At 68.2% G+C, this 14,186-nt stretch carries 11 protein-coding genes; 4 read left to right on the top strand and 7 right to left on the bottom strand.

What is annotated here, in order from left to right; all coding sequences use genetic code 11:
* Nucleotides 1-361 precede the first annotated feature (361 nt).
* Both QUW25_RS05250 and QUW25_RS05255 read right to left on the bottom strand, forming a co-directional pair.
* The gene (locus QUW25_RS05250; protein WP_289511168.1) at nucleotides 362-1,387 is read right to left on the bottom strand and encodes an alpha/beta hydrolase; all 1,026 of its coding nucleotides are present in this window, start codon (nucleotides 1,385-1,387) and stop codon (nucleotides 362-364) included.
* A 25-nt stretch (nucleotides 1,388-1,412) separates the two neighbouring features.
* On the bottom strand, nucleotides 1,413-1,859 hold the full coding sequence (locus QUW25_RS05255) for a low molecular weight protein-tyrosine-phosphatase (RefSeq protein ID WP_289511169.1): 447 nt from the start codon (nucleotides 1,857-1,859) through the stop codon (nucleotides 1,413-1,415).
* An 88-nt stretch (nucleotides 1,860-1,947) separates the two neighbouring features.
* Here QUW25_RS05255 and QUW25_RS05260 point away from each other — a divergent pair, with 88 nt between their 5' ends.
* A complete protein-coding gene (locus tag QUW25_RS05260; protein WP_289511170.1) occupies nucleotides 1,948-3,108 on the top strand; it encodes an SLC13 family permease in 1,161 nt (386 codons plus the stop codon).
* A gap of 479 nt (nucleotides 3,109-3,587) precedes the next feature.
* Here the strand turns inward: QUW25_RS05260 and QUW25_RS05265 are convergent, their stop codons facing one another.
* Both QUW25_RS05265 and QUW25_RS05270 read right to left on the bottom strand, forming a co-directional pair.
* A complete protein-coding gene (locus QUW25_RS05265) occupies nucleotides 3,588-4,952 on the bottom strand; it encodes a D-alanyl-D-alanine carboxypeptidase family protein (RefSeq protein ID WP_289511171.1) in 1,365 nt (454 codons plus the stop codon).
* Between the two features lie 12 nt (nucleotides 4,953-4,964).
* A complete protein-coding gene (locus QUW25_RS05270) occupies nucleotides 4,965-5,885 on the bottom strand; it encodes an undecaprenyl-diphosphate phosphatase (protein WP_289511172.1) in 921 nt (306 codons plus the stop codon).
* A gap of 183 nt (nucleotides 5,886-6,068) precedes the next feature.
* On the opposite strand from QUW25_RS05270, the gene QUW25_RS05275 reads away from it, so the two are divergent.
* Nucleotides 6,069-6,530: a universal stress protein gene (locus QUW25_RS05275; RefSeq protein ID WP_289511173.1), complete on the top strand. Its 462-nt coding sequence runs from the start codon at nucleotides 6,069-6,071 to the stop codon at nucleotides 6,528-6,530.
* A 128-nt stretch (nucleotides 6,531-6,658) separates the two neighbouring features.
* On the top strand, nucleotides 6,659-7,876 hold the full coding sequence (locus tag QUW25_RS05280; protein ID WP_289511174.1) for a coiled-coil domain-containing protein: 1,218 nt from the start codon (nucleotides 6,659-6,661) through the stop codon (nucleotides 7,874-7,876).
* A 55-nt stretch (nucleotides 7,877-7,931) separates the two neighbouring features.
* On the opposite strand, the gene QUW25_RS05285 is transcribed toward QUW25_RS05280, so the two are convergent.
* The gene (locus QUW25_RS05285; protein ID WP_289511175.1) at nucleotides 7,932-8,855 is read right to left on the bottom strand and encodes a DMT family transporter; all 924 of its coding nucleotides are present in this window, start codon (nucleotides 8,853-8,855) and stop codon (nucleotides 7,932-7,934) included.
* Between the two features lie 362 nt (nucleotides 8,856-9,217).
* Here QUW25_RS05285 and QUW25_RS05290 point away from each other — a divergent pair, with 362 nt between their 5' ends.
* Nucleotides 9,218-12,148, top strand: coding sequence for an insulinase family protein (locus tag QUW25_RS05290; RefSeq protein ID WP_289511176.1), 2,931 nt, complete (start codon nucleotides 9,218-9,220; stop codon nucleotides 12,146-12,148).
* Nucleotides 12,149-12,206: 58 nt separating this feature from the next.
* Here the strand turns inward: QUW25_RS05290 and QUW25_RS05295 are convergent, their stop codons facing one another.
* Nucleotides 12,207-12,785, bottom strand: coding sequence for a nitroreductase family protein (locus QUW25_RS05295; protein ID WP_289511177.1), 579 nt, complete (start codon nucleotides 12,783-12,785; stop codon nucleotides 12,207-12,209).
* Between the two features lie 76 nt (nucleotides 12,786-12,861).
* Entirely contained in the window at nucleotides 12,862-14,022 is a 1,161-nt protein-coding gene (locus QUW25_RS05300) for a pyridoxal phosphate-dependent aminotransferase (RefSeq protein ID WP_289511178.1), read from the bottom strand.
* Nucleotides 14,023-14,186: the final 164 nt, after the last annotated feature.

Consider the following 14,186-nt stretch of genomic DNA (forward strand, 5'->3'; position numbering starts at 1 on the left):
TTCGCTGAAACAACTATTATCCGAGGGCACGGAATATCGAAACCGCAGGTCACGAGCCTGAACAGCGCAACTCGGCCAATAGTTGCGCTCAAAGTGCCCGTGATATTCCTACTACAAATTGGGCATGGTGAACGGCACCACCCAGTGGCAGTCCAGAAAATCGAGGCTGCGGCACGCCCCTCTTGTCGCGCGTCCTGAAAAATGGACCCATGGCATGGAGCGGCCCTCAAAAGTCCTGAAAAATGAGGTCGTGGCAAAGATGGGGGGCCTCTGCGTGCCACAGGTTCGATTTTCAGGACTTTAGGAGGGGGTCGCGTGCCGCAGCCTCGTTTTTAAGGACAGGCGAGAAGAACGTGCGCCCCTACGTCCAGCGGCACACGAAGCCGAGGACGGCGTCCCAGTAGCGCTCCGGGTCGGCAAAGACCGCGCAGCAGTGCCCGGCGCCCGGAAAGGCCACGAGCTCATGGCCCGTGCCCGTACCAGCGAGCTCGTGGGCCATCTCAACCGGCACCACGCGATCACCCTCGCCGTGAAGCAGCAGCACCGGCACCCGCGTGCGCGCGAGCGCCTCAACGGGACGGGCGGCCCGCAAGTCGTAGCCGCCGGGCGCACGCATCAGGCGCCGCCGCGCCACGTCGAGCAGCGGGTGCGCCGCAACGGGCGGCGTTCCGAGCGAGCCCGTGGACACCACGTTTTCCGCCGTGCGCCAGAAGTCGGAGTAGCCCGAGTCCGCCACGCAGGCGCGGACCTGCGAGGGGAGGTCCTGCTCGCCCGAGGCCATGAGGCACGACGCCGCGCCCATCGAGATGCCCATCAGCGCAATGCGCGCGCCCTCCCCTGCCCTGCCAAGCACCCAGTGGCTCCATGCCACGAGGTCACGCCGGTCGAGCCAGCCGCAGCCGACCCAGTCGCCGCCGCTCGCCCCATGCGCGCGAAGGTCACAGAAGAGCAGGTTGTACCCGGCCTCGGCGAAGCGCCGCGCGTAGGTGAGGCCGGCGCGCCAGTTGTCGTGATAGCCGTGGGCAAAGACGAGCCAGCGCGGGGAGCCCGGACAGCACGCGAGCACGTGGCCGGCGAGGCGCGTGCCATCGTCGGAGGTCGCAAAGACGTCCTCGATGGCGACCGACTGCCCGTGGAGCCAGCGCCAGGTGCGGTCCGCCTCCTCGGCGCGGTCCCACTCGAGGACCCCGCCCTCGTGCTCAGTCAGCCCCGGCGACATCTCGCGCACGCGCACGTCACCGCCCCCGCCCAGATACGGCCCGAGCTCCTCGGAGCCCAAGTCTCTCTGCGGACCGAGCACCGCCGGCATCAGCCTGCCCACGAGCGCGGTGGCACCCAGGCCCGCGCAAGCGCGGGCCAGCGCCCGAAGACCGTTCTTCTCGCCCATGTGCGCTCCTTTCCAGCGGCCGCGCCTACAGCGCGGCGAGCAGCGCCTCGCAGCCGGCGAGCACGTCTTGGTACGTGGCGTCAAAGTCACCGGTGTACCAGGGGTCCGCCACGTCGCGCCCGCGGCCCGTCCAGTCAAGAAGGCGGCTCACCTTGCCGTCCGGGTCCGCACCGAGGATGCGCGAGAGGCCCCAGGCGTTCTCCGCGTCCATGTAGACGATGTGGTCCCAGCTTTTGTACTCGTCGTGTCGCACGCGCCGGGCACGGTGACGCCCCACGGGGACGCCCTCGGCACGCAGCTTTGCCACGGTACCGTGGTGCGGCGGGTTGCCAAGCTCCTCGGAGCTCGTCGCCGCCGAGTCAATCACAAACTCGCCCTCGCGCCCCGCGCGTCGCACGAGGTCCTCCATCACAAACTGGGCCATCGTCGAGCGGCAGATGTTGCCGTGGCAGACAAAGAGTATGCGCGTCATCACCGGTCCTCCGTACGTTCTCTGGTCAGGCAAGCATTGAACCACAATGTTCGCTACACTGTGGCGGCCAAAACCCAAGGAGAAGAGCATGTCACAGTCCGTCACCGCCATCGTGCCCCGCGCGCGGCAGATCGTCCGTCGCGACCCCGTCCTCGCCATCGCCGCCGTTCTTGCCGTCGCATCGTGCGCGCTCGTCCCACCGGACGCCGGCTATGCGGGCTACGTTGACTTTCGCACCCTCGGCCTGCTCTTCAGCCTCATGACCGTGATGGCGGGCCTCACCCGCGCGGGCGTCTTCACCGCCGCCGGCCGGGCGCTGCTCGCGCGGACCCACTCCGGCACGGGGGCCATCATGGCGCTCGTGCTTCTTCCCTTCGTGGCGAGCATGCTCGTCACCAACGACGTCTCGCTCATCGCCTTCGTGCCGTTTGCCCTGCTCGTCCTGCGCATGCTGGGTCTCGGGGGCACCTCGGTCTTCACCGTGGTCATGATGACCATCGCCGCCAACCTCGGCAGCATGCTCACGCCCATTGGCAACCCGCAGAACCTCTATCTCTTCTCCGCCTCGGGCATGGGCGTGGGCGAGTTCCTGCTCCTCATGCTGCCCTATGCCGCGGTCTCGGGCGGCCTGCTCGTGGCGAGCGTGCTCCTCTACGGGGCGCGCCACCGCGGCCTTCCCCTCTCGGACGCGGCCGGCGAGAAGGACCTCGCGCCCCAGGAGGCGCGCATTCGCCGCCGCGCGCTCGCCCCGTGGGCGGCGCTCTTTGCGCTCAGCCTGCTCGCCGTGGTCCGCGTGGTTCCCGTGGCTCTGCTCGTGCCCGTCGTTGCGATCGCGGCGCTAATCATTGACCGGGGGGCGCTTGCCGAGGTGGACTTTGGCCTGCTCCTCACCTTTGTGGTCTTCTTCGTCTTTGTGGGCAACGTCGGGCGCATGGGCGCGGTGAACGACCTGCTCGCCTCGCTCGTGGGCGGCAACGAGCTCGCCGTCTCCGTCGCGGCGAGCCAGGTGGTCTCCAACGTTCCCGCGGCGCTGCTGCTCTCCGGCTTTACCTCGGCATGGCCGGCGCTCATCGTGGGCACCAACCTCGGCGGTCTGGGCACCCTCATCGCCTCGATGGCGAGCCTCATCTCCTACAAGCAGGTCGTCGAGTCCGAGCCCGACGCCGCAGGGCGCTACCTGGTCCGATTCACCATCGCGAACGTGGCGTTTCTCGCCGCGCTGGCGCTTCTCGCGCTGCTGCTCTTCTAGGCGGTCGCGCCCGAACCCGCATGGCCGCCCCGCCCAAACCCGCATGGCAGTCCCACCCGGGACAGTTCGGCCGGTTTTGGGCAACAACTTTTATGTTGGTGCCCCGGCGCACGCCAACTTTTCTCTCGGCGAGAAGAACGACCTGCGCAAACGTGGTCGAGGTTCTTCTCGGCGCGCCCTACAAGGGCGGCAGGGGTGCCGCAACATCAAAGATGTTGCCCAAAACCAGCCAAAAGGTCCCGGAAGAGCACCCCGCGGCAGCGCAGGAGGACTCGTTCACGCAAAACTTCCTGAAGTGAAGCATAATAATTGAATCAATCGGTGGCCGGTGGCCGGTGGACGGCAGCCATCCGGTAGCCGGCAGCCAATCGGTGCCCGGCAACCAACCGGCAGCTGGAAGTCAACCGATGGCCAGCCGCCAACTGGCGTCGGCAACCAGCCAGCGGCCACCCAACGACCAGCGCGCGGGCAAGAAGGGCCTACAACCTGAGGTGCCTTGACCCCACGGCGCGGCTACGCTTGCGGCGGCGAGAAGCCCAGCTGCCGATAAGCCCCACAACTAGGCAGAGGCCCACAAAGGATCCCACGACGATGCCGGCATGAACTGGGTCGGAGAGCCACCACATCACGTACGCGGGGATTGAGAGCTCCAGGGAGCGCGCGGCCACCACGGGAAGAGTGCCGAACGACTCCTCCCCCAGCGAGACGTCAACCGTGCCGAGCGCCTGACCCTCCTCAATCGGCGCCTGGAACGCCCCGGTCTCGGGGTCCGTCCCCTCCCATGCAGGGGTGAGCGTGAGGTCCTCGAACGTCATCTCGCGCGGCACCGTGCCCGAGGCCCCGCCCGCGGCCAGCGCCTGGACGGTGTCGCCCTCGTCGGAGAGCGTGACGTCAGCGGTCCCCAGGGCGTCCCCCGGGCTCACGATCGCGCCGGTCCGCCAGGCGCTGAGCCCCCACTCAACCAGGTTCCTCATGTCATAGAAGTTCTGGCCCACGCCCTCCTCGTCAACGTCCTCGAACGGCACGCCGAGCACCACGCCGATCACGTTGATGTCCTCGCCCGAGGCGGCAACCACCAGGCAGCGTCCGGCGTCCCCGGTGGTCCCGGTCTTGCCGGCCGCCACCGCGCCGTCCATGTAGAGCGAGCTCATGGGGTTGATGAGAAGGTTGGAGTTGGTGAGGGTTCGCGCGGGGTTGCCCGAGGTGGCGGGAAGGTCCCACGTTGCAGCCCCGGCAACCTCAACAAACTCCGGGTACGCCATCGCGGCGGAGAAGATCGTGGCGAGGTCGCGCGCCGTGGTGTAGTGAGCGTCGTCATGCAGGCCGCAGGGGTTGGCAAAGTGCGTGCCCGTGCAGCCCAGCTCCGCGGCCCTCTCGTTCATCATGTCCACGAACGTCCGCCAGTCGCCGGCCACGGCTCGGGCCAGCACGTAGGAGGCGTCGTTTCCGGAGGGCAGCATCAGGCAGGCGAGAAGGTCGCGCACGGTGAGGGTCTCCCCCGCCACAAGGCCCGCCACCGAGCTGTCCTCGGTGACCTCGTCAAAGTCCGCCTCCTCAACGCTCACCTGCGCGTCGAGGTCGAGGTTCTCGATCGTGAGCAGCGCGGTCATGACCTTTGTGGTGGACGCGGGCTCGCGGCGGGCGTCCGCCTCCTTGTCAAGAAGGACCGTGCCCGTTGACGACTCAACGAGAAACGCCGAGGGGGCCACGAGCTCGGGCTGGTCTGCGGCCAGCCACGTGGAGGCAACGCCCTCCTCGGCGGCGCGCGCCACCGTTGGCAGCGCCAGGCCACATCCCGCAAGCAGGGCGCAGGCGAGCGCCAGCCCCAGAAGTCCCCTTCTCATGCCAACCACTCCCTAGTGAAGGGCAAACCAGGCGATCACGGCGACGCCCAGCACGATGCGGTACCAGCCGAACGGCTTGAAGTCGTGACGGCGTACGAACTCCATGAGGAACTTGATCACAACGAGCGAGACGACAAACGCCACGAGGCATCCCACGCCGAGGATGGCCGCCTCGGTGCCGGCGAGCGCGTTGCCCGCAAGAAAGAACTTCACCAAACGCAGGCCGCTCGCGCCAACCATGACGGGGATGGCGAGGAAGAACGTGAACTCGGCCACCACGGTGCGCTTGCAGCCGAGGATGAGGCCGCCGATGATCGTGGAGCCGGAGCGCGAGGTGCCCGGGACGATGGAGAGCACCTGGAAGAGGCCGATGCCGATGGCGGTCTTCCAGTCGAGCTCCTCCAGGGTCTGCACGCGGGCGTCGGCGTCGGCAAGCTCGGAGCGCGTGAGCTGCCCGGACGGCGCGGCGGAGAAGTGCCTGCCGCCCCGCGTCTCCTCGAGCGCACGGTCGGCGCGGCGCTCGCGCACGGTCTCGATCACGATGAAGGCGATGCCGTAGACGATGAGCGCGGCAGCGATGACGAAGGGGCTCCCAAGGTTGGCCTCCATCCAGTCGTCGATGGGGATGCCGATGACGGCCGCGGGAATGCAGGCCACGATGGTCTTGGCCCACAGCAGCCACGTGTCGCGCTTCTCGCCGCGGCTCTTGCTCGGGGAGAACGGGTTCAGACGGTGGAAGAACATCACGCACACGGCGAGAATGGCGCCGAGCTGAATCACCACGAGGAACATGTTCCAGAAGTCCTTGGAGACGTTCATGGTGAGAAACTGATTCAGGAGCAGCATGTGCCCGGTAGACGAGATGGGCAGCCACTCGGTGATGCCCTCGACGATGCCAAAGACGGCCGCCTTGACGAGTTCGATGAAGTCCATGTTTCCTCCTCGGGTGCGCAAACCGTCTTATCATCGCCCCGTGGGCGTGCGGGCAGGGCCCAAAGCGCGGGCCCCCACCGAAAAACTATGCCGTTTGGCGAGAAAAACCGCAACTTCGCGGCTCGTGGGGCATAAGAGACACAGCCCGCGAAAATCGTCTGCGGAACGTGAAGGGAGCCCACCATGGCCGAAACCACAACCTCCTACCAAGACCTCGGCTACGACAAGATCTTCGTCTCCCTGGACGGGTCCGACCAGCAGGACAAGGTTCTCGACCGCGCCATCGTGATGGCCGCCAATGACAACGCCGAGCTCTACATCGGCCACGTCATCGACTCGACGGCCCTGGAGGCGGCGGGCACCTTCCCGGTTGACATAGTCCCCTCCCTCGAGAAGGCCTTCCGCGAGTCCGTCGAGGGGAAGGTGCGCGCCGCCGAGGCAAACCCCAACATCAAGAAGGTCGAGGTCATCGTGAGGGCCGGACGCATCCGCGAGACCATAAAGGACGAGATGCTCGACGTCATCGAGCCGGACCTCGTAATCTGCGGGGCGCGAGGCCTCTCCTCCATCAAGTACGCCATCCTGGGGTCCATCTCGACGTTCCTCACGCGCAACACGGAGTGTGACACCCTCATCATCAAGTAGCGCCACGGCCGCAGCCCGCGCCAACGGCATCTGAGCTCAGCTCGCCCCGCCCCGCCCCCGACGGAAGCGGGGCGAGTCATGTAGGAACCGTGGGGATGGGAGCCCCGTCGTATTATTAAGGAGCTTGTGTGACGAAAGCCCGCTCGTGGTGCGGGACCACCCGGTCGCGGAGGTCAACGATCGATACGACAGCAACACACTCGCGCGCTCACCGGCGCTGTGGCGTTCTTGCGGCCGCAGCCCTCGCCGCCGCACTTGGGCTTGCCGCCCTTCCCCAGGTGGCGCACGCCGCGCCCGCCGACGAGCTCAAGCAGCTCCAGGAAGAGATCAGCGAGAGCACCGTTACCTATGACGAGGCCGTTGCGCGCGTGGACGAGCTCCAGGGGCAGATTGACGAGAACGAGCAGCGCGTGGCCGAGATTGAGCAGCAGCTCCCCGGCGTTCGCGAGCAGGCGGCGGACTCGATGCGCCTGCTCTACAAGATGCAGCAGACCTCGGGCGGAATCGTCGAGCTGCTTCTCTCTGCCGACGACTTCTACGAGCTGCTCACCACGATTCAGTACCTCGACGTAATCCAGAGCCACAACAGCGAGGCCGTGAACGAGCTTGTCTCGCTCTCCACCGAGCTCGCGCAGACCCGCTCCACCCTCACGCTGCAGATGAAGCAGGCCGAGGAGGAGCGCGCCGGTGCGCAGACGGCGCTTGATGAGGCCATTGCCGCCCGCCAGAGACTCGAAGAGGAGATCGCCGCCCAGGCCGCCGCCGAGGAGGCCGCGCGCCGCGCCGCGATCGAGGCGGCCAAGGCGGCGCAGCAGGAGCAGGGTCGCGACAACCAGGATCAGGGTGTCAGCCAGGACCAGGACGCCGACCAGGACTCCAGCGAGGACCAGGCCGAGCCCCCCACCTTCACCACCGAGTCAGGCGAGCAGGCCCCGATCGAGGTGCCTGAGACCACCGACCCCGGAACCGTCGACTGGAGCTCCGACAAGGAGTCCTTCGTCTCCAGCTGGGCCGCGCGCATCGACGCGTTTCTTGCCGGCACGCCGCTTGCCGGGCAGGGAACGACCTTTGCCTCCGCCGCCTGGGACTACGGCTGCGACCCGCGCTTCTCCCCCGCCATCTCCATGGTGGAGAGCGGCGGCGGCCGCGTCTGCTTTAGGCCCCACAACGCCTGGGGCTGGGGCAGCTCGAGCTGGGGCAGCTGGGAGGAGGCCATCTACGCCCACGTTGCCGGCCTGGCCTCGGGATACGGCGGGCACCTCACCTACGCCGGCGCCCAGATGTACTGCCCGCCCAACGCGGACGCCTGGTACTCGAGCGTCCTCGCGTACATGGAGAGCATCTAGGCCTTGCCCCCACCGCCTGGTGGGGGCTTTTTTGGCGCCCGCCTTGCGCCGAGCGCTACGCCGTGAGGTAGACCATTGCGATGATGAGGGCAAAGCCCACGATCTCAGCCATCGAGAAGGGCGTTGCCAGCCACACGACCGTGGCCACCGTGGCCGTCACCGGCTCGATGGTGCCGAGCAGGCTCGCGCGCATGGAGCCGGCGTCCTTCACGCCCTGCAGGTAGAGCGCATAGGCGCCAAAGGTTCCCACCACGACGCAGAGCGCGAGCACGCAGACGGCCACGCCGTCGAGCGCGGGCATGTGCTCCCACGGCCGGTAGACCACGGTGAGGATGAGGCCCGAGCAGAGAAACGCGAGGCCGTTCACCGTGAAGTTGCCCCAGCGCGCCATGGGAGCAGCGGGCAGGATCGAGAGACAGGCGGCTGCCGCGGCGCATGCAAGCCCCCAGAAGAGGCCCTCGGGCGGGAGGCTCAGCTGCCCGGGGTTGCCTCCCGTTGCCACGAGATAGGTTCCCACGAGCGCCAGCGCCACGCCCAGCAGCTCGCGCCTGCGCGGGCGACGCGCCATCTTGACGCACACGTAGACGAGCACGAGCACCATGCCCAGGCTCTGCATGATCGTTGCCGTGGCAGAGTTGGTCCAGTCGATGGCCTCGAGGTAGGCAACCTGGGAGAAGAGAATCGCGCCCAGGCTCACGCCCAGGATGGCGAGAAGGTCGCGCGGACTTCTCCACACGCCGGCGAGCTGCTCGCGCCCGCGCGCCGTCAGCGCCGCCGCGGCGAGGAAGAGCCAGCACGCGGAGAGCTCGCGCAGGCAGACGAGCCAGAGCGGGTCGATGGCATAGGCGTCCATGAGCCACTTTGAGACGGTGCCGTTGAGGCCCCAGAAGATGCCCCCGACGAGCGTGGCCACGATGCCGCGCCTCACGCGGCGCCGGCGCTCCAGGTCCTTCTCGGTAAGCTCGCTCTTCTTGGCCACGCTTTCCCTCCCCCGTAGGATTTGCCCGCGATAGCCTACCACGCACCGCCCACGCGGGACACCAGACGCCGAGAAAAGTCGTCCTCTGTACCATCCTCGCGAGGATGCACCGAGAAAAACCCGCCGCTGTACCAATGCCCGGAATCAGATGCCGAGAAATGCCGGCCTCTGTGACGCCGGCGACTCCACAGGAGGTACAGAGGGTCGGTTTTCTCGGCCCCACCTGGTACAGCAGCCGGGTTTTCTCGGCGCGCTTCCTCAAATCTGGTACAGCGGCCGGGTTTTCTCGGCATCGTAGGACGACGGGGCGCCCCGGCCAATGCGCTATCCTCTTCTCGTGAAACCGCGTCTCTGGAGGACCCATGACCAAGAAGAACCGCTTTGCCACCCCCAATCCCGCCCTTGCCGTGGGCACCGCCCACGCGGGCTTCACCGTCACGCGCGTCGAGGCCGTCCGCGAGATCTCCGGCACCGCCTACCTCATGCGCCACGATGCCACGGGCGCGCGCATGCTGTGGCTTGCCTGCGCTGACACCAACCGCTCCTTCTCCATCGCGTTCAAGACGCCACCGGTGGACGACACGGGCGTCTTTCACATCCTCGAGCACTCGGTGCTGTGCGGCTCCGACCGCTACCCGGTGAAGGAGCCCTTTGTCAACCTGCTCAAGACGAGCATGCAGACCTTCCTCAACGCCATGACCTTCCCCGACAAGACCATGTACCCCGTGGCCTCCACCAATGTGGCCGACCTCGAGAACCTCATGGGCGTGTACCTTGACGCGGTCCTGCACCCGGCGATCTATCACCGCCCGCGCATCTTTGAGCAGGAGGGCTGGCACCTCGAGGCGGACGAGTCGGGCGCGCTCTCCTACAACGGCGTGGTCTTCAACGAGATGAAGGGCGCGCTCTCCGACCCTGAGGACCGCCTCTACCAGGAGGTCTGTCGCCAGCTCTTCCCCGACACCGCCTACGGGCACGAGTCCGGCGGCAACCCGCGCGCCATCCCGAGCCTCACCTACGAGGCCTTCCTCGACACCCATGCGCACCACTACGCGCTCGCCAACAGCTACACCATCCTCTACGGCGACCTCAACATAGACCGCGAGCTCGCCCTCATCGACGAGCGCTTCCGCGAGGCCACCGCACACGAGGCCGGCGCCCCCAACCCGCTCGCCCTCCAGGCGCCCGTCCGCGCCCCGCGCGTCACGATCGAGATGGCAACGGCGCCGAGCAACTCGTCGATCGCCCTCTCCTACGTTCTGGGCACCGCGGCGGACCGCGCGCGCGTGCTCGCCGTGGACGTGCTGCTCGACGCCCTCTGCGGCTCCAACGAGGCCCCGCTCAAGCGCGCCGTTCTCGACGCGGGCATCGCTGACGACTTCTCGGCCATGCTCGTCGACGGGGTGCTCCAGCCCCAGGCGCTCCTGATGCTCCGCGGCCTCAGGCCGGGCGCGGGCGAGAAGTTCCGTTCACTCGTTGAGTCCACCTGCGCCGAGCTCGCCGAGGGCGGCATCCCGCGCGACAAGCTCGAGGCGTCGCTCGCCCAGGCAGAGTTCAACCTGCGCGAGGGCGACTTCGGCGGCTACCCGGACGGCATCGCGCTCTCCATAGCCGCCATGTCGAGCTGGCTCTACGACGACGAGCGCCCCCTCGACTACCTGCGCTACGAGGACGCGCTCGCCGAGCTCAAGCGCGGGCTTGACGACGGCCTCTTCGAGCGGCTGCTGCGCGAGCTCGTCTGCGAGAGCGCGCACAGCGCCGAGGTCGAGCTCGTCCCCTCCGAGACGGGTGACGCCGCAGAGGAGGCGGCCGAGCTCGAGCGCCTGCGCGCGGGCATGAGCGAGAAGGACGTGGAGGCCGTTCGTGCGGAGGTAGCCGCGCTGCGCGCCGAGCAGGAGGCGCCGGACTCGCCCGAGGCCCTCGCCGCGCTGCCGCGCCTTGGCATCGCCGACGTGGAGCCGCCCGCGCCCGAGCCCGAGGCGCTCGAGGCGGAGGCGCCGCTGCCCTGCACGGCGCATGAGCTGGACACCCACGGCATCGCCTACGTCTACCACTACTTTGATCTGCGCCGCCTTGAGTTCTCGGACCTCCCCTACGTGGGGCTCCTGAGCGACCTTCTGGGCAAGCTGGACACGGAGCTCCACCCCGCCTCCGACCTCGACACCCTCGTCGAGACCAACCTCGGCGGGCTCGACTTCTTCACGGAGACCTACGCGCGCGACGAGGACCTCGCCTATGCCGCGCCCGCGCTCGTCGTTGGCGCCTCGGCCCTCAGCGAGAAGGTCGACGCGCTCGCCACGCTGCCCGCCGAGGTGTGGGGCAAGACCCGCTTCGACGACCTCGCCCGCATGCGCGACATCCTCACGCAGCGCAGGGTCGCCCTCGAGCAGTACTTTGTGAGCTCGGGTCACACGGCCGCCGCGGCGCGCGCCAACGCGTACTTCTCGTCCGCCGCCGTGGCCTCGAGCGCGATGGCGGGGCTCGAGTACTATCTCTTCCTGCGCGATCTTCTCGGCAACTGGGAGGAGCGCTCGACCGAGCTGCCCGCGCGCCTCTCCGAGCTTGCGGCGCGCGTCTTCACGGCCGACGATGTGCTGGTGAGCTTCACCGGCTCCCCGGATGACCGCGAGCGCTTCTGGGCCGCGGGCGGCACGCTCGCTCTACCCGTCACCGGGGGCGCCGAGCACCGCCTCTCGGTCCCCACGCCCAGCCCGAGAAACGAGGCCTTCGTCATCCCCTCGGACGTGTGCTACGTCGTGCGCGCCAGCGGCCGCAGCGGGCGTGACGCGGGCACCATCGGGTGCTGGCAGGTCGCCACGCGCCCGCTCTCCTATGACTATCTGTGGAACGAGGTGCGCGTGAAGGGTGGCGCCTATGGCTGCGGCTTCAGGCGCACGAGCGAGCGGCTGAGCGCGTTCTGGAGCTTCCGCGACCCCTCCATTGACGCCACGCTCGCGCGCTACGACGGCGCCGCCGCGTGGCTGGCAGCGTGGGACGGCACGGACGAGGAGCTCGAGGGCTACGTCGTGGCCACCGTGGCCTCCCACGACGCGCCCGTCAAGCCCCGCCAGATGGCGCGGCGCCAGGACGTTGCGCGCTTTGGCGGCAAGGAGCCCGGCTGGCGCGACGTCGTTCGCGCCGAGGAGCTGGCCGCCACGGCCGATAACGTGCGCGCGCTCGCGACGGTTCTCGCCGACGAGAGCGTCCCGCGCGGCATCTGCGTCTTTGGCGGGCGCGACGCCATCGAGGCGAGCACCGTGCCCTTTGACGCGGTGGTCGAGCTCGTGCGCTAGACCTGCCCATGCCCCGTGTCCACCTTGTACTGGGTACAAGGTGGACACGGGATGCGCGCTAGACGAGAAGATCCTCGAGCCGCAGCTTGGGCACGCAGTGGGTCCCGTCCGGCTCGCGCCAGTACGTGAGGCCGTGCTCGGTGTCCGGCCCCTCGAGGACCACCCGCTCGCCGTGGCCGCCTATAGCGAGCACGAGCGCGGGCACCAGACCGTCGGGAAGGTCGAGCTCGTCGGCAAGGCCGGCATCAAAGCTGCGCAGCATGCAGCACCCCAGCCCGCGCGCCGCGGCGGCAAGTGCCATCGTCTGGGCGGCAATGCCCACGTCGATGAGGCGGATCGCGTTTCCCTTAAGGCCCTCCGGCACGCAGATCACCACGTAGCCGTGCGGGCGCTCGCCCTCGGCGGGACCGTCCCAGTCCTTGTAGAGGGCGGCCCAGCGCAGGTGAGGGAAGACCGCGTCGCACGCGTCCTTCTCGCCCACCACGCGAAAGCGCAGCACCTGCATGTTGTTGCCGCAGGGGGCAAGCCGCGCCGCGTCAACGAGGCCGGTGAGGACCGTCGAGCCCACGCGCTGGTCGCTGAAGCGACGATACGTCCTGGAGGACGCCACCAGATCCTGGAACTCAAGAGCGTTCATGAGTCTCCCCTTCTCCACGTGTCCAGAGCGAACCCGGCACATGTCCAAAATGTACCCGGTACAAAGTGGACACAGACTAGATGCCCGCGGCGCCGATGGCCGCAACGACCTCGCGCAGCTGCTCGGGCGGCATGACGAGCGCCATGCGCACGTAGCCCTCCCCCGACGGGCCAAAGCTCGACCCTGGCGTCACGATCACGCCCGCACGCTCCATGAGCTCGAGCACAAAGGCCGCCGAGTCCGTGCGCCCACCGGGAAGCTTGGCCCATACGAACATGGAGCCGTGCGCGTTGGGGCGCTCCCAGCCTATCGACTCCAGACCATCGCAGAGGGCGTCACGGCGCCCCTGGTAGAGCAGGCGCTGGCGCTCCACCTGGTCGCGCGGGCCGGTGAGCGCTGCGATGGCGGCGTCCTGCTCGGGGTAGAACATGCCAAAGTCGATCTGGCTGCGGAGCTTGCGCGCGGCAGCCACCACGTCCGGGCGGCCCACCAGGAAGGACAGGCGCGCGCCGGTGACGTTGAAGGACTTTGAGAGCGAGAGGAACTCCACGCCCACGTCAAGCGCCCCGGGGTACGAGAGGAACGAGCCGCCCGCGGGGCCGTCGAAGACGATGTCGGAGTACGCGTTGTCATGGATGACGATGAGGTCGTGCTCGCGCGCGAAGGCGATGACCTCCTCGTAGACCTCCGGCGTTCCCACCGAGCCCACGGGGTTTGCCGGCAGGGAGACGATGAGGTACTTGGCCGCGTCCGCCACCTCGGCGGACACGTCAGCCAGGTGCGGCAGGAAGTCGTGCTCGGCGGTGAGCCGGTAGTAGTGCGGGCGGGCGCCGGCGAGCAGCGTCGCGTTCTGAAAGACCGGGTAGCACGGGTCGGGCACGAGGGCCACGTCACCCGCGTCCACGAGCGCGGAACACACGTGGACGAGGCCCTCCTGCGTTCCGCGGCAACTCATGACCATGTCCGGCGTGATGCCCTCCACGCCATAGCGCTCGGCGTAGTAAGCGCAGACGGCGGCGAGCAGCTCGTCCTTATCGTGAAGCGAGTACCTCCAGTTGACCGGGTCCGCGGCACTCGCTCGCAGGGCCTCGACCACGTGCGGGGCGGGCTCGAAGTCCGGCGTGCCCACGGAGAGGTCGTACACCCGCCTGCCCGCCGCCTCAAGCTCGCGCCGGCGCGCGTTGAGCGCGGCAAACACCTCGTCGCCAAAGAGGTCGAGTCGCTTAGAGAACTCCACGTTCGCTCCTTTCAAGCGGTTTTGGTACCCACTGTAGCGCTCGCAGCGCCGCAGGCGCCGAGCTGTGCCCATGTGGAAACCTTGGGCGCGCGCCTGTCGCCGCGCGATGCCGACGTGCCGAGAAAACCCAGGGGCTGTACCACTTTCCCAACAAGGCGCCGAGA

Origin of the sequence: Thermophilibacter provencensis (assembly GCF_030372065.1) — a bacterium.
GTDB classification, from domain to species: Bacteria; Actinomycetota; Coriobacteriia; order Coriobacteriales; family Atopobiaceae; genus Thermophilibacter; species Thermophilibacter provencensis_A.